The following is a 15,950-nucleotide window of genomic DNA, read 5'->3' as shown; positions in this document are numbered from 1 at the left end:
AATAAAAAAAGAAAATTATCCCATTTTATTATAGCACAGTAAGCTTGTATTCTTCAGAGGGGATTTAATGTATTTTAAAAGATGACTGATCTATCCATTCAATGCTTTTTTCCGATTGTAACTCTGTTACCAATTGAAATAAAGCATTATCTTTTTGTTTCGCTTCGATCATACAGTCAATTTGCTGAACACTTCCCTTTACAACATGTAAGAAGTTCAAAAACACGTTTGGATCTATATAATCCGCATGAGCTCTAAAATCTTTTTCATTTTTTGGACTTGAAATATGCATTTTAACTGGTAGTGATGATGCATGCCAAGTACCAATAATTCTCTCCCACTGCTGCTCCCATTCCGGTTCTTCATGGAAGGCTAAATGGTGATGATAGTCAAACACTTGAGGCACTCCAAGCTTTTCACATAAATAAAGGGCATCTTGTAAATGAAACGTTGTATCATCATTTTCAAAAAGAAGCATTCTTTGTATGGAAGCAGGAATTAGCCCCCAATTATGAATAAACTGTTCTAACGCCTTTATTTTATCGTCATAAGCTCCACCAATATGAATAACACACCGATGTTCAGGGTTCACCCCTATGCCCTTTAAAAGCATTTCATGCATATGTAATGTCTTGACAGACATTTTCATAATTTCCGGTTTCGTTGAATTCAAGACAACAAAATGATCTGGATGAAACCCAACTCGCATAGGGTGTTGACCAATAAACTCTGCTATTTCTTTTAGGGGTTCGATTAGGTTTTTCATGTACTTCCAGTCACTCAGCTCCTCATGATTAGCCAGAGGAATTAGTTTTGAGCTAAACCGAAAAAAGTGAATATCATGAGCAACATTATGCTTTAATAATCGCAGACAATTTGTGAGATTTGACCTTGCAATTTTTTCAAGTTTCTTAATAGCTGCTTCTCTGTCTTGAATTTTTTGAAATTGAGCATATGTCATCGTCTGAGAGGGAGAGCAATTTTGTAAATTCATACTCATCGCTACATAGCCTAATTGGATAATGGTCATGGACATTACACCTCTTTAATCCATTTTTCCTTAGCTTCCCCAACTATTAGTTTCATATAAAGCCCAAAAAAAAGAAGACCGAATCTTAATCACGATTCAGTCTTCCTAAACTTATTATTTTGAGTTAGAATAGCGGCGTTGTTTGTTACCTTGGCCACTTTTATTACGGTCACGGCTTCCGTATGATGAACGGTTTTTTTGTCCATCTCTGCGGTTGAAATCACCTTTTCTTCTGTTGTTGCTAGAAGAACGACCTTTGTTTTTGGATTTTGAGTATAGTGGTGCTTCTTCCGTTAATTTTACTTCAACAGAGTTAGGCTCTTTTGTCATGTATTTGATGGCAGCAGCTACAACTACTTGTGCATCAAACTCTTCTAAAAGCTCTTCAGCAGTACGCTTGTAGAAAGATAAATTATCGTTTTCAATAATTGAGCGCATTTTTTCAACTGTCATCTGTTGTTGACTTTCAATTGCTTCATCAAGAGTCGGCGGCTTCATACGTTCCATTTTACGTTTTGTTGTGCGCTCGATATTTTTCACAATATCCAATTCTCTTGGTGTCACAAACGTCATCGCCATACCTGTTTTACCTGCACGACCAGTACGTCCAATACGGTGAACATAACTTTCCGGATCTTGTGGTACATCAAAGTTGTAAACATGTGTTACACCAGAGATATCTAATCCACGCGCAGCAACGTCTGTTGCAACTAGAACTTCTATCGTACCTTCTTTGAACTTACGTAATGTTGACATACGTTTAGCTTGTGTTAAGTCACCGTGAATTCCTTCTGCTGTGTAACCTCTTAAAGTTAACGCTTCAGATAATTCATCAACACGTCGTTTTGTACGACCAAACACAATTGCAAGCTCAGGTGATTGGATATCAAGTAGTCTTGTTAAGATATCAAATTTCTTTCTTTCCTGTGCCTCTAAATAATATTGAGTAATATTCGGAACTGTCATTTCCTTCGCTTTTACTTTTACAAGCTCAGGCTCTGTCATAAACTTTTCTGCAATACGACGAATCGGGTCAGGCATTGTAGCTGAGAAAAGTAATGTTTGACGCTCATCCGGTACATTTGAAAGGATTGATTCAATATCTTCAATGAATCCCATGTTTAGCATTTCATCTGCTTCATCTAATACCATCGTATGAACGTTGTTTAAGCGAATGGTTTTACGATTAATATGGTCAAGTAAACGACCAGGCGTTCCAACAATGATGTGAGGATTTTTCTTAAGAGAACGAATTTGTCTGTTAATATCCTGACCACCATAAATTGAAAGAACTCGAGAGCGTTTATGATAACCAATTTTATATAGTTCTTCTGAAACTTGAATCGCTAATTCACGTGTAGGAGCAACAACAACAGCTTGTATATTGTTACTTTTCACATCAATTTTCTCAATAAGAGGGATACCAAATGCGGCTGTTTTTCCAGTTCCCGTTTGCGCTTGCCCGATAACATCCTTCTTCTGCAAGGCTAATGGAATGGTTTGGGCTTGAATTGGTGAAGGTTCTTCAAACCCCATTTTGCTAATAGATTCCATCAATGACGAACTTAAACCTAAATCTTGAAACGTTATTGTCAATGTATTCATACTCCTTCTATATCGTTTGCTGTAAATATTTACAGACCTTATAGGTAATCCAAAATCGTCTTCATAATGAAACGATGTTTATATTCAATCCTAATCTCTGGTCACTACCAGAAACATTAGAAAAACTTGGCCTATCGACAAGTTATAATGGCGAAAGCCTTCGTTCTTCTTATACTATTTCCATAAGTTATCTGCTTATTAATAGTATAAAAAAAGATTATTAACTGTTGTGTCATCATGAAAAAACAGTCAGGTGTGTTAGAAAACATGTTATATCTTATGAACAAAGTTTTCCTTATACATGTTAAACCGTTCTGATTATTTGCGACAAAAAAATGCCCTTTAGTAACGAAGGGCAGCAGTTTACCTTATTTAAAGCCCGCAAACACTTTAAATGTAATCATACCACTACCATCAATGTTTTTCAACTTAATGTCAAAACCAGTAAAACAAAATCTGTTTGATATACACCTTACAAAAGACCTAAAAGATCATTGTGTTAGTACTTTATCTTCTTTATATAGAAATTCTTCTACATAGTTTTTTAGGTCTTCATAATCATCTCCGTGACAAACGTGATGCTTTGAACACGGTAATAAGTGTAGCTTTTTTTGTTTTGAAGGAATGCTGTTATATAAATAATAAGCACTTTTCACCGGTACAATTCCGTCACACTCACCCTGAATAATCAAAACCGGTATGTTGAGATACTGAAAATAAGGCTTTACTTTCTTCACAAGTTTTTGAAATTCAAAAGTAGCTTTAATTGGTGTATGCATGATTTTCATTTTATAACGGTTAAACAGCTCATTATCTTTAATATTCCCATTCATTAAATCTTTTATCATTTCTTTTGAATCAAGGAAGATTTGTTTTGGATTTACATAATATGCTGCGGCACTAAGCAAAACCAACTTTTGGATATTATAATTAGCTGCTAAATAAGAGGCAATGATCCCCCCCATTGAAAAACCAATTACATATACCTCATCCACCTCATCCATTAAGGTTAAAAGCTCTTGTTCAGCATATGTAATCCATTCCATATATGTATGCCCCTTTAAGGAAAGAGTTACACCATGTCCAGGCAGGGTTGGCACCTTAACAACCCAGCCTGTTTTTTCTTTAATATAGCTCGCTAACGGCTCAACCTCATAAGGGGCGCCAGTAAAACCATGAATAAATAGACAGCCTTTCATAGAATTAAAAGCCTCCTTTGAACGGTATCAGAAAATCCATATTCATTAGTTCCCAATAGGAAAATATCATGTAATAAGAGCGTTCACTACCTCTTCAAGTTTCATCCCTCTTGATGCTTTCACAAGCACAACATCATTCTTTCGAACTAGTGACTTTAACAATGTAATCAATGGACTTTTCTCTTCAAAATGATGAACAAATTCTTGAGCAAAATTTTCTTTTGCCCCTGCAGCTATTTCTGCACCTAAACGTCCAAAAGTAAAGATATGTGAGATGTTATTTTGCTTGATTACTCGCCCTACCTCACGATGATATTCTTTTTCTTCCTCACCCAGTTCGAGCATATCGCCAAGAACAACAAACTTTTGCCCAAATCCATTTAGGTTTTCTATTAAGTCAATTGCTGCCTTCATTGAAGTGGGACTGGCATTATACGCATCATTAATGATAGACGCGCCGCTTTTTGCCTCAATTAATTCCAAGCGCATACCCGTAACCTTAATCGATAAAAAGCCTTCCTTAATATTCTCTTTTTTTACACCTAAATGTTCAGCAACAGCATATGCAGCTAATGCATTCCATACATTATGTTTTCCTAGGACCGGAATAAAGTATTCCTCATTTCCCACTTTAAATGATGTACCAGTTAGCTTCTGGGTGATCTCTGCCGGGTAATAATCATTTGTTGACTTTTCACCAAATGTAGCTGTTTTTAACGATAAGTCTGAAACTCTTTCCTGTAGCAAAGGTTCATCTCCATGATAAATGAACAAGCCATCTCTTTTTAATCCTTTTGTAATTTCCAGTTTTGCTTCTGCAATTCCTTCTCTTGAGCCCAGATCCATTAAATGTGATTCACCAATATTTGTAATAACCGCTACATCAGGATGAGCAATTTTTGATAAAAGCTCTATTTCACCTTTGCCGCTCATGCCCATTTCCAGTACAGCCACTTCAGTTTCTTCACTCATGCTTAATACAGTTAATGGTAATCCAATATGATTATTGAAATTACCCTTTGTTTTATGTACGTTATATGTGGTTTCTAATAGAGATGCCACCATATCCTTTGTTGTTGTTTTTCCATTACTGCCTGTAATTCCAACAACTTTTACTTGCAGTTGGCTAATGTACGATTTCGCCAGCGCCTGCAACGCTGTAAGTGTATCCTCAACAAAAATCACCGGGGCATCTTTTGGGGGATTCTTCTCCGACTTTTGCCAAAGCACTGCTGCAGCTCCATCTTTTAATGCTTTTTCTCCGAACTCATGACCATTATAAATATCCCCCACAAGAGGAATAAACAAGCTGTCTTTTCCAACCTGACGGGAATCTGTTGTAACACCTGAGATGTAAAGGTTTTTATATTCTTCCTCCAAACCATATCCATCGACCATCTTTTCAATATCAAGCAACGACCTTTTAATCATATCCCCACTCCTATTTTATTAAATGGAAAAAGGAACTGACTGGTGCTTTATTCAGTTCCCCTCATTCGTCTTATATAAACGCTTTTTTAACTTTAGAAAGAATGTTTAATTTGTTGTTTTTGCTCATAACGTTCTAATGCAAGATCTACTAACTTTTCAATAAGTTGTGCATATTCTAATCCCGTGTGTTTCCACATTAGCGGGAACATACTATATGGAGTAAACCCTGGCATTGTGTTCACTTCATTTATTAATGCTCTGCCATCCTCTGTTAGGAAAAAGTCTGCACGAACCAGACCTGAACCATCTATTGCTTTAAAGGATGCGATCGCCATTTCTTTAATCATTTCATACTCTGTAGCTGTAACATTTCCCGGGATGATTAAATCTGTATCGCCATCTTCATACTTCGCTTTATAATCATAGAACTCTTTTTTCGGAGCAATTTCACCTACAACAGAACATTGAGGTTGATCGTTTCCGATTACAGCAATTTCTATTTCTCTACCTGTAATTGCTTCTTCAATAATAACCTTGCGATCATATTCAAATGCTTCTTTAATTGCCGCCTCTAGTGAAGGACGGTCCTGACATTTATTAATCCCGACACTTGAGCCAAGATTAGCAGGCTTTACAAAGCATGGATATCCAAGTCTTTTTTCAATCTCTTCACAAGCAGTTTCCGGTGACTGATCATAATCACTTTTTATAAAAGATACATAGTCTGCCTGTGCTAAGCCTGCCTGAGCAAAGAGGTTCTTCATGACAACCTTATCCATTCCTGCCGCAGAAGCTAATACACCGTTCCCTACGTATGGAATATTTAATAACTCAAGAAGCCCTTGAACTGTACCATCTTCACCATTTGGTCCATGCAAAAGCGGGAAAATGACATCAATTTTATCTTGTTCTGCTACAGTTGCAGGAAATAAATCAGAATTAAGAGAAACAGGTGAAATAACATCCCCATTTCCCTGAAGTCTTAATGAACTTACTTCTTTGACTGGCGCATTTAATGCCTTACCTCTTACCCATTCTCCATCTTCTTTAATATATATAGGATGTATATCGAATTTACTCATATCCAACGCATTTATAACAGCTAAGGCCGTTTGCAGTGAAACATTATGCTCTGCAGACTTCCCACCATAGATAAGACCTAACTTCATTTTCATCTGGATTATCCTCCTCAGTTCTTTCATCATTCTTATTTTATCACTTAAAGGCAAAATTGTTATTAATGATTCCTTTTTTATGTAATAAGTTTTCAGGAAATTTGTCATTGCCAATATATAATCCGTTTATAACTATCATTTTATAGGGTGATACTGTTTAGAATAGGAAATTTCCGAGGAGGTGTTGCTTTATTTTTTTGCTAAAAATGTAAACACCTTTCCTTCTGATATATCATTATTACTACTGGAGTAGTCTGCATAAACTGTTACAGATGAAAAGCCTATTCTTTCAAGAATTAACTTAAATTCCTTGATTCCAAACCATGTATATGTTTGAACCTTACTTTCCTTATATGGATTTTGTCCTTCTTTCCAATGTTCAATCGATAAGGTATATGTGGCTTTTTGTTCGATTAAGTCCAGCTTCACAAGTTTGGATTCTCCAACAAACAGGTTATCATTTTTTTCAAGAACTAAGTTTTCCGCTTGCATAACTGAAAATTCACTTTGTAAAAAAAGATCAACAATGAAGATACCGCTCTCTTTTAAATGATCATAACTATTTTTCACTATTTTTATTGCATCAACTCTTCTTGACTTTGATGACACAACTCCAAAAGGAAGGATGACCGCTTCATATAACGAGGCTGTTTTGAAATTAGGAAGCATAGCTTGCAGTAATTTTGGAGACTGACTACCCTCTGTACATTTTTCATAGCAGTCTTTTTTTCCAGTTTCAGATTCAATGACACCTTCCATCTTCAAACCACGAGCGTTAAATAGCGGAAGCAAATGCAATTGATTCTGACCTAATTCAAGGACTTTACCTTTTGTTTCCTTTAGTTTTTCATAATAAAAATCAACTGCACTTACTAATTCATTTTCTTGTATATACGACTGAAGCGAATCCATAACAAACCATTTCAATCCTAACGTCATTTTTGCATCTCTCCTAAAATACATAAGTACGCTTCTAACTTCCCACTTATACTTGAAAATTATGTAAACATCATCAAATGGAGATAAGAATGAAAGGTTGGTCATATTTATTTTAAAAAAGGTGTAAACATTATGTTCATCTTGTTAAAAACAATCTAAACTAGAGAGTAAGTAGTTCTTAAACAAAGGAATTGAACTAAAAGGTGTCTTAGCTTTTTAGAAATGGAGGGAAGAAAAATGAAGCGAATTAGTGTTTTTTGTGGATCAAGTCCGGGTGCTTCTTCTTTATATTTAGAAGCAGGAGAAAAACTCGGAAGCCATTTAGCCAAAGAAGGAATTACTCTTGTCTACGGCGGTTCTAAACTCGGGGTTATGGGCTCAATAGCTAACGCAGCACTCCAAGCCGGTGGAGAGGTTATTGGAGTCATTCCAAAAATGTTAATGGAAAGGGAACTTGCACATACAAACTTAACAGAGTTAATTGTAGTCAATACCATGCACGAACGCAAAGCAAAAATGGAACAGCTCTCAGATGGATTCATTGTGCTACCTGGGGGGCCAGGTACGATGGAAGAATTTTTTGAAGTATACACATGGGCTCAACTAGGGGAACATCAAAAACCAATCGGAATGATTAATGCCAATCAATACTATGATAAACTCTTGGCTTTCTTTGATCACATGATTCAAGAAGAATTTTTAAAGCCTGAATATCATTCCATGGTGATCGTCGAACAGGATCCACAAGAACTTATTAATAAATTCCGTACGTATAAACCGCCTTTATTAACAAAATGGATTACTTCTGAACAAACATAGGTAACTACCTATGTTTGTTTCACCTCAATATCCCTACCTCTTTAAAAGTTTTCTTTTTTCCCTTTGCATATAGTTTTCATTTTGATAAACACTACTTATATAGAGGTGAGGAATATGAATCGAGGAATTTGGACCGCTCTTTCAGCGATTGGAATTGCACAGGGCCTTAAAATATTTACACACAAAAAAGAGAATGATGTTTGGGATTGGCGGCCAATCTTCCAAACAGGCGGAATGCCCAGTTCACATTCAGCAGGAGTATCAGCTCTCGCAACATATGTTGCAACTAAAAAAGGTATGCACTCTGTTGAAACAGCATTAGCGGTTATTTTTGGAATCATTGTCATGTATGATGCACAAGGGATAAGAAGACATACAGGTGAGATTGCAAAGATCGTTAACGATCTTGATGCAGATATAGAGCTTTTATCCGGACATATGCCTGGGCTTTTTCATGTAAAACAAGAAAAAGAATTAAATGAACTTCTTGGTCACCAGCCGGCTGAAGTCGCAGGTGGTGCGTGTTTAGGTATCCTAATAGGATTGGTCAGCTCTTTATTAAGAAAAGCGTAAGCGCCTTGATCAGTCCCGACAAGCATAAGGCGATTTGGAATAGAAGGCGTTCTTTGCCTTCAATTCCAAATTGCCTTATGACCTCGAGGCAGTCTAAAATCGCGGCGTCAATCTCCACGACTGCACTTGCACGTCCTGTGCTTCGGGGCTAGGCGCTGGAGCTAGACACCACACTAAGTACAAAATTTTATACTTTTTTACCTGTTTTTTATACCTTGGTTGCCGTCACACAAACGGCAAGGATTGGATAAAGCCGCTTATAAGAGATATTCACATCTTTAAAACCACAATCACATAAGTCCTGATAAATTTGATTTGCAAACATTCTTGTTTTTATTGTACTTGCATTTTCTTCTCTGGGCTGCATGGTAATAGCAATCTGTCCATTTTCCTTCATCGATTTACACAACCGCTCCAGTCCCTTTTTGGGATGCTTCCAAATGGTATAGTTATTAACGGAGAGGACCTTGTTGTAACGATCATTTGGCAGCTCCGCTATTTCTATATCACCAACAAAAACCTTTGCTCTTTCATTTTCGATAAACTCTTTTAATCTATTTTCAGCCTGCTTTTTCATTGTTTCAGAAACGTCAATTCCGTGTATAGTCACTTGGGAATAATCTTGGAGGATCTTCTTCATACACACGCCGGGTCCATACCCTACTTCAAGGACATAATCATTATTGCTAATATTCAATAACGATAGAGTCCAATTGTTTAAGCGTTTATTTTCTAATGCCATGATGTTTCCAGCAATTTTTCCTAAGTATCCTTTTGGAACACTAAATTGTTTTTTGAAGGATTTTATCAATTTCGGCACCTCTTTCTCCAAGCTTCGGTCCCTTATCAATAACCCTATTCATTCCTTCATAAACACAATTCACTTGAAATCAAAATAATGCTTTTATTCCTTGATAGCCAAAATACAAACCGAACAAAATTAACGAAATTCCTGAAATAACTGAAATAGCCGCAAGTAATGTATGTGTTAAATACTTTCTCAAAAAACTTGAAAGAATCGCCATCATGAAATCCCATAATAATACACCACAGAGAATAGCTGCAGAATAAAAAATAAAATGTGCAGCACCTTCAGTTACCACGGTGTTTGCTAAGATAGATCCATATATCCCAATCCAAAATAAGATACTCAACGGATTAAGTAGAGACATAAAAAAACCAGAAAAATATGATTTAGTGTAGCTTACACTTCCTCTTCCATTGATCATCGTATGTTTTTTAGCAGATAGTAGACTTTCAATTCCTGTATACACCAGGACAAAAAAACCAAATAACCATAGAAAAGTTTGCACAATAGAGATTTGAAGAATATTAACAAAGCCAAGGTATACTAAAAACATGTACACGACATCAGCTGTTGTAGCTCCAAGTCCAAACAGCCAGGCATGGAAAAATCCGCCTTTTATGCCCCGATCAATTTGACCTGCATTGACAGGGCCGATTGGTGCTGCCAAAGATACACCTAGAAAAACATAGCTAAATAAACTACTCAACATCCAAACCTCCAGTATCTGATGTAACCATTTAATTATGTATGCTTGTACATCATATTCAGGAAAATCCCAGTTTATGTAGACTAAGTTTTTCAAGTTTCTCTTTCAATATTTATTATGAAATTTTTTCATAAAAAAACATTCCCTAAAAAAGAGAATGTTGCGGCTATTTAATGCACCGAAACTAATTTAATATGTTCGATATGATGTTTACTATGCCATGCATATAATGCAACATTTGTTGACAGCTTAACATCTTGCTTTGTTTCAGGGTGATAAAAAGTCTTTTCAAAGTCTGATAATGACATAGACTTTAAGAGCTGACACCAGCGTTTATGAAGAGATTCCAACAACTGAAGGGATACATCTATTGAAGTCTGGCAATCTGGTAAATTAGCCCAAGCCTTTTCATCATATGCTTTTATAGTAGGGCAGTTTTCTGTAAGAGCCAACTTAAAACGGATATAGCTGTTCATATGACTATCAGCAAGATGATGGACAATTTGTCTTACGGTCCAGCCTCCAGGTCGATAAGAAGTATCTACTAACGATACCGGCAGTGAATCAAGGACCTTCCTTAGTTGTTCAGGAGCCCCTTCTATTGTATCGATCCATCCTTCTAAATCCTTTTCAGTAACATTTTCCGGTGGTACAAATTCACCGATGGGGTACTGCAGATTTTTTTTCATTATCCTTTTCACTCTCCATTACAAGATTATCGTTAGTTTCATTATATTTCCGCAGGAACTTTTGAACAATACAGAAAAATCACACTTTATATTATTATTATGTTATAGTATGATCAATCTCTTTCCAATAAATTGTAAATGATATCGTTGGGGGTGTTTACTTTGAGAGCTATCCTACTGGGAGTTTGTTCTTCCTTCTTTTTTGCCTTTACATTTGTCTTAAATCGTTCTATGGAGCTAGCTGGAGGAAGTTGGTTATGGAGTTCATCCTTGAGGTATTTTTTCATGCTCCCTTTTCTTATTCTTTTTGTCATAGGGACTAAAAAATGGTCACCACTTATGAAGGAAATGAAAAAACATCCGGCTCAATGGCTATTATGGGGTACAGTGGGATTTGGTTTATTTTATGCTCCGATCTGTTTTGCAGGTGCATTCGGCCCCGGTTGGCTAATTGCGGCAACTTGGCAGATGACAATCCTTTCAGGCTCACTTCTTGCTCCGCTCTTTTTTAAGGAAATTCAAACTGCGAATGGTCCTTTAAAAGTTCGGGGACAAATCCCTCTTAAAGGTCTGAGCATGTCAATGATCATTCTTCTAGGTGTTGCTGTTATGCAATATGAACATGCCAGTCATTTATCACTAAAACCTGTATTACTAACTATCATCCCAGTTCTCATTGCATCATTTGCCTATCCGCTTGGAAACCGCAAAATGATGGCACTTTGTGATGGAAGGTTAGATGTATTTCAGCGTGTTTTAGGAATGACATTAGGCAGCTTGCCTTTATGGATTATTTTCACCATCTTTGCTTTATCCACAACAGGTCTGCCAACAAGAACACAAACGATCCAATCCTTTTGGGTAGCCATATGTTCAGGCTTAATCGCAACTTTACTATTCTTTCAAGCTACGAATATGGTACAGCATAATATGGCACAGCTTGCAGCAGTCGAGGCAACTCAGTCGATTCAAGTACTTTTCGTTTTATTAGGTGAAATCCTATTCTTAGGAGCAGCTTTGCCAACCTCTCTTTCCCTCTTCGGGATGGTATTAGTTATGATCGGTATGGTATTACATAGTTATATTTCCAGAAGTGATAAAGTAACACAAACAGTAAAGAATGATGCTACCAAACAATTTTCATAATCACATTTGTTTAGGTCCTCAAAGGATAAGCAGCGATTGCACGCTTATCCTTTTCTCTTGTTCTTTCACACACCAGGCTCAGCGTTTATTTCTCCAGCATCATCCTGACTGTTTTTAATGTATGCCCGTCAAACACATCATCATATTCTGTTTCTATCATAAATCCTTTTGATTTATAAAAGCTTACAGCACTTTGATTATCCTTCTCCACGTTTACGTACATTTTTTTTAAATACTGCAACTCTTCTAGACCCATCTTTAAAAGTTCAGTGCCAATTCCATTCCCCTGGTATTCCTCATATAAATAAATGGCTCCAAGCTCAACCTTTTTTTCATCCTTAAGAGGGGTGAAATTTGCAAAACCAATAATATTACCTTCTTGCTCAGCAACAAGAAAAAGTGTTTCCGTTAATCTCTTCATTAACATCTCATATGAATATGCGGTATTAACAAAACTCTCCTGTATATGGTCAGGTATAATTCCCTTATATGTACTATGCCAGCTTGACTTCGCAACAAGTTGTACTTGCTCTATATCCCCTTCATTCATTCTACGAATTTGTAATGTCATAAAATCCCTCTTTAATGATAAGTTTAGTAGATAATTACAGATTATAACATTTATTTCTCATAAAACGAATTAAAATGCAAGCGATTCCAATAGAGATTGTCCTATTAGGTTGGAAACCTCAATAATAAAATCCCTAAATTACTGAAAGTGTTTACAAAATTGTTGATAATTCAGTTGGTATGTGGATAACTTGTTGGTAAGTACCTATGTTATCCACATACTATTATTAAACGGAACTACTACCCATCATTTGAAATGGGCGGTTTTTGTTAAGGTTTGTAATAGATTCATGAATGTTATCCACAATAAATGGTGCATCATAATCCATTGAAGCAACATGGTATGAATTTTTCAATTCAATTAGCCACTTTTCAGAAGATGAGATGTTGTTATATATATAATCAGAATTTGTTGGTGAAACAACATGATCAATTTTCGACTTAAAAATGATAGTTGGAATTGATATATGTTTCAATTTATTTTTTGTATAATCCATTAAATCAAGCAATTGATGAATAGCTTTTAACGGGACTTGATCATACGTAATTTCATGTACAGGATGTTTTTTTATATCAGGATTACCTTCTTCAATCATGCTCAATGTATTTTCATATCGATACTCATTGTATGCAACATCTGTAACAGCGGCATTTATGAGGAAGATGCCATCTACATACTGTCTGAAAGCTACTTGAAGTGTTAAAGCTCCTCCCATTGATTGCCCTACTATATACACCCTTTCACAGGTTTGCTTTAATGTTTCATGAGCGTTCTGAAGATTTTCAATCCATTCCTCATACGTGCTCGATTCCATATCTTTCACATGAGTACCATGTCCCTTTAATCTGGGAATAGAGACTGTATAGCCGTATTTAGCAAGGTTTTCTCCTATATATGCCATGCTCTGTGGTGTACCATTGAAACCATGGCATAAAACAATTCCTGTTTCACTTCCTTTGAAAAATAAACTTTCTGCTCCTGAAAGAACGGGATGCAATTCGTTATTCATAATAGACCGCCTCCTTATTTCTTCTAATATGCGCCTATATATTTACAAGATCCTCAGGTTTACTACTTTCACTTAAATACATTAATTTAAATTATTCTTATAAGTTTACTTGGTTTTATATTTATATTTTATCCTATTCCTTGGTTTTATACAACAAGAGATTGATGTTAAAAAGGAATGATGCCAATATTTGACAACACCCCTTTTTTATTTAGGCTGTTTTTACATACTTTGTTTTTAGGTTAAAATTAGTTCGTTCCATTGCGCTCCAGACACTCGCTTTCCTCTACCTCCCGCAGGGGTCGAGTGTCTTCCGCTCCATTTCACTATAAAGTTAAAGTAATATTCATAAGCAACAATCTTTGCGAAAACAGGTTTATTTATAATCTGGATAACCTGTAAACTTAAAGTCATTTCCTATTTTCATTATATCTAGATGATTAATAGTAATAGCATCTGCCATCTTTTCAATTCCGAGACCGCCGATGAAGCCGGGGGCACCTTTTCCTCCTATCATCTTAGGAGCTATATATAATACGATTTTATCAACTAATTGCTTAGCTAGAAAAGATGCATTCACTTCTCCTCCACCTTCAATCAAGACAGAAGAGATACCTCTTTCACCAAGTATCCTGACTGTATCATGTAAATCAACCTGCTCAACACCAGAAGTAATAAATACATTTACTCCTAAAGCTTCTAATTGGTCCTTAGCAGATTGTGAAAAGTTTTGGGATGTGAAGATCCATGTTTCAGCCTGTTGGTCAGTCACTATTTTAGAATGAAGAGGTGTAGTTAAACGACTATCAAGAATGATGCGTACAGGATTTCGCCCATGTTCAATTCTGGTTGTTAATTCAGGGTCATCCTTCATGACAGTCTGAACTCCTACTAATATTCCGGCGTGCTCATGTCTTAATTGATGAACATCTTTTCTTGCTTCTTCTGATGTGATCCACTTACTATCAGATGTATAAGAGGAAATTTTCCCATCTAGGGTTGTAGCAGATTTCATCGTGATAAACGGGATCTTTGTTGTAATATATTTATTAAATACTTCGTTCATCATTATGGATTCTTCTTCACAAACACCAACAGTCACATCTATATTGGCATCTTTTAAGATCTTTATTCCATTCCCTGCAACAAGTGGATTTGGATCAAGAGTTGCAACAACTACCTTTTTGATACCGGCTTCTACAATTGCAACTGCACATGGACCTGTTCGACCGTGATGTGAACAAGGTTCAAGGGTAACATACATTGTACCTCCCTTTGCTAGATCACCCGCCATATTGAGTGCATGTATTTCTGCATGCGGACCACCTGCTTTTAAATGTGCTCCTACGCCTACAATACGGTTTTGATTGACAATTACAGCTCCTACTAATGGGTTTGGTACAGTCTGTCCTTGCATCGCAGCAGCATTATTTATGGCTAATTTCATATAAACCTCATGTTCACTCAATCGTAAAGCCTCCTCTAAAATGGCCAGCCTTCTCCATTTTTGTTTCTAAATATCGCTGATTATAGTGTGATACATCTCCCCATAATGGTATTCGTCCATCTACATTTGCACCGGATTTTTGAAGTGCCTCAAGCTTAAGAGGGTTATTTGTAATTAATGTAACAGGTAATTGTCTAAGGGATGCTAACACTCGTATAGCTTCTTCATAGCTTCTCATATCATCGGCAAACCCTAATTGCTCATTTGCCTCAACAGTGTCTAACCCATCCTCCTGAAGAAGGTACGCAAAAGCCTTGCTAAATAAACCTATTCCTCTGCCCTCATGATTTGCTAGGTAGAATAATGCTCCGACACCATGTTCTTTTATCATTCTTAACGATTGTTTTAATTGATAACCACAATCACATCTTTTACTTCCAAATATATCACCTGTATGGCATATGCTGTGCATCCGGATAAGTGCAGATTCTTCTGTTTCAAAATCACCGTACACCAATACACTTGATTGCTGCTGACCAGCTAATTCAAGAGTAGGTAATCTATCTATTAACCCTTCCAACGAAGAATCTTGTTCCCCCTCTAAATTCAGCCAGCAATACCATTTGAAAAATAATGTTTCATCATCTAATTGAATTGGCAGATTAATTGGGCCAACTATATATGTCATTCCCTCTTCATAGGGTACTACCGTTATTTTATCTTCTAAGGTTTTTAGAGGCATCTCCTTTATTGCTTCAATCATACATTTTTCTCCCCTTAACATTAACTTACTTATTGTAAGT

16 protein-coding genes are annotated in these 15,950 nt (G+C 36.3%); 3 read left to right on the top strand and 13 right to left on the bottom strand.

Annotation, left to right across the window (positions count from 1 at the left end):
- Positions 1 to 64: 64 nt before the first annotated feature.
- From uvsE to BK577_RS12660, 6 genes are all read right to left on the bottom strand, one after another.
- On the bottom strand, positions 65 to 1,030 hold the full coding sequence (uvsE, locus tag BK577_RS12685) for a UV DNA damage repair endonuclease UvsE (RefSeq protein WP_078433150.1): 966 nt from the start codon (positions 1,028 to 1,030) through the stop codon (positions 65 to 67).
- A gap of 114 nt (positions 1,031 to 1,144) precedes the next feature.
- Positions 1,145 to 2,626 carry a degradosome RNA helicase CshA gene (gene cshA, locus BK577_RS12680; protein WP_078433149.1) on the bottom strand — a complete coding sequence of 494 codons (1,482 nt, stop codon included), beginning with the start codon at positions 2,624 to 2,626 and terminating at the stop codon, positions 1,145 to 1,147.
- Positions 2,627 to 3,126: 500 nt separating this feature from the next.
- Positions 3,127 to 3,834: an alpha/beta hydrolase gene (locus BK577_RS12675; RefSeq protein ID WP_078433148.1), complete on the bottom strand. Its 708-nt coding sequence runs from the start codon at positions 3,832 to 3,834 to the stop codon at positions 3,127 to 3,129.
- 66 nt (positions 3,835 to 3,900) lie between these two features.
- Positions 3,901 to 5,265, bottom strand: coding sequence for a UDP-N-acetylmuramoyl-tripeptide--D-alanyl-D-alanine ligase (locus BK577_RS12670; protein ID WP_078433147.1), 1,365 nt, complete (start codon positions 5,263 to 5,265; stop codon positions 3,901 to 3,903).
- Positions 5,266 to 5,357: 92 nt separating this feature from the next.
- Positions 5,358 to 6,440: a D-alanine--D-alanine ligase gene (locus tag BK577_RS12665; RefSeq protein ID WP_078433146.1), complete on the bottom strand. Its 1,083-nt coding sequence runs from the start codon at positions 6,438 to 6,440 to the stop codon at positions 5,358 to 5,360.
- Between the two features lie 189 nt (positions 6,441 to 6,629).
- Entirely contained in the window at positions 6,630 to 7,379 is a 750-nt protein-coding gene (locus tag BK577_RS12660; RefSeq protein WP_078433145.1) for a hypothetical protein, read from the bottom strand.
- Between the two features lie 237 nt (positions 7,380 to 7,616).
- Here BK577_RS12660 and BK577_RS12655 point away from each other — a divergent pair, with 237 nt between their 5' ends.
- Positions 7,617 to 8,198: an LOG family protein gene (locus BK577_RS12655; protein WP_078433144.1), complete on the top strand. Its 582-nt coding sequence runs from the start codon at positions 7,617 to 7,619 to the stop codon at positions 8,196 to 8,198.
- A gap of 105 nt (positions 8,199 to 8,303) precedes the next feature.
- Positions 8,304 to 8,771 carry a divergent PAP2 family protein gene (locus BK577_RS12650; protein WP_078433564.1) on the top strand — a complete coding sequence of 156 codons (468 nt, stop codon included), beginning with the start codon at positions 8,304 to 8,306 and terminating at the stop codon, positions 8,769 to 8,771.
- A gap of 208 nt (positions 8,772 to 8,979) precedes the next feature.
- Here BK577_RS12650 and BK577_RS12645 read toward each other — a convergent pair whose 3' ends face one another.
- From BK577_RS12645 to BK577_RS12635, 3 genes are all read right to left on the bottom strand, one after another.
- On the bottom strand, positions 8,980 to 9,591 hold the full coding sequence (locus BK577_RS12645; RefSeq protein WP_245823467.1) for a class I SAM-dependent methyltransferase: 612 nt from the start codon (positions 9,589 to 9,591) through the stop codon (positions 8,980 to 8,982).
- A gap of 70 nt (positions 9,592 to 9,661) precedes the next feature.
- Positions 9,662 to 10,285, bottom strand: coding sequence for a LysE family transporter (locus BK577_RS12640; protein WP_078433562.1), 624 nt, complete (start codon positions 10,283 to 10,285; stop codon positions 9,662 to 9,664).
- Positions 10,286 to 10,455: 170 nt separating this feature from the next.
- On the bottom strand, positions 10,456 to 10,974 hold the full coding sequence (locus BK577_RS12635; protein ID WP_078433143.1) for a YfiT family bacillithiol transferase: 519 nt from the start codon (positions 10,972 to 10,974) through the stop codon (positions 10,456 to 10,458).
- A 162-nt stretch (positions 10,975 to 11,136) separates the two neighbouring features.
- Here BK577_RS12635 and BK577_RS12630 point away from each other — a divergent pair, with 162 nt between their 5' ends.
- On the top strand, positions 11,137 to 12,120 hold the full coding sequence (locus BK577_RS12630; RefSeq protein WP_078433142.1) for a DMT family transporter: 984 nt from the start codon (positions 11,137 to 11,139) through the stop codon (positions 12,118 to 12,120).
- A gap of 85 nt (positions 12,121 to 12,205) precedes the next feature.
- Here the strand turns inward: BK577_RS12630 and BK577_RS12625 are convergent, their stop codons facing one another.
- The 4 genes from BK577_RS12625 to BK577_RS12610 form a co-directional block, all read right to left on the bottom strand.
- On the bottom strand, positions 12,206 to 12,691 hold the full coding sequence (locus tag BK577_RS12625) for a GNAT family N-acetyltransferase (RefSeq protein ID WP_078433141.1): 486 nt from the start codon (positions 12,689 to 12,691) through the stop codon (positions 12,206 to 12,208).
- A gap of 226 nt (positions 12,692 to 12,917) precedes the next feature.
- Entirely contained in the window at positions 12,918 to 13,700 is a 783-nt protein-coding gene (locus tag BK577_RS12620; protein WP_078433140.1) for an alpha/beta hydrolase, read from the bottom strand.
- 376 nt (positions 13,701 to 14,076) lie between these two features.
- Entirely contained in the window at positions 14,077 to 15,168 is a 1,092-nt protein-coding gene (ribD, locus tag BK577_RS12615; protein WP_078433139.1) for a bifunctional diaminohydroxyphosphoribosylaminopyrimidine deaminase/5-amino-6-(5-phosphoribosylamino)uracil reductase RibD, read from the bottom strand.
- A complete protein-coding gene (locus BK577_RS12610; RefSeq protein WP_425435930.1) occupies positions 15,161 to 15,910 on the bottom strand; it encodes a GTP cyclohydrolase II in 750 nt (249 codons plus the stop codon). The genes ribD and BK577_RS12610 overlap by 8 nt, the downstream gene beginning before the upstream one ends.
- Between the last annotated feature and the right edge of the window lie 40 nt (positions 15,911 to 15,950).

The organism is Metabacillus halosaccharovorans (assembly GCF_002019635.1).
Taxonomy (GTDB): domain Bacteria; phylum Bacillota; class Bacilli; order Bacillales; family Bacillaceae; genus Metabacillus; species Metabacillus halosaccharovorans.
This window is presented reverse-complemented; position numbering and strand designations above follow the sequence as displayed.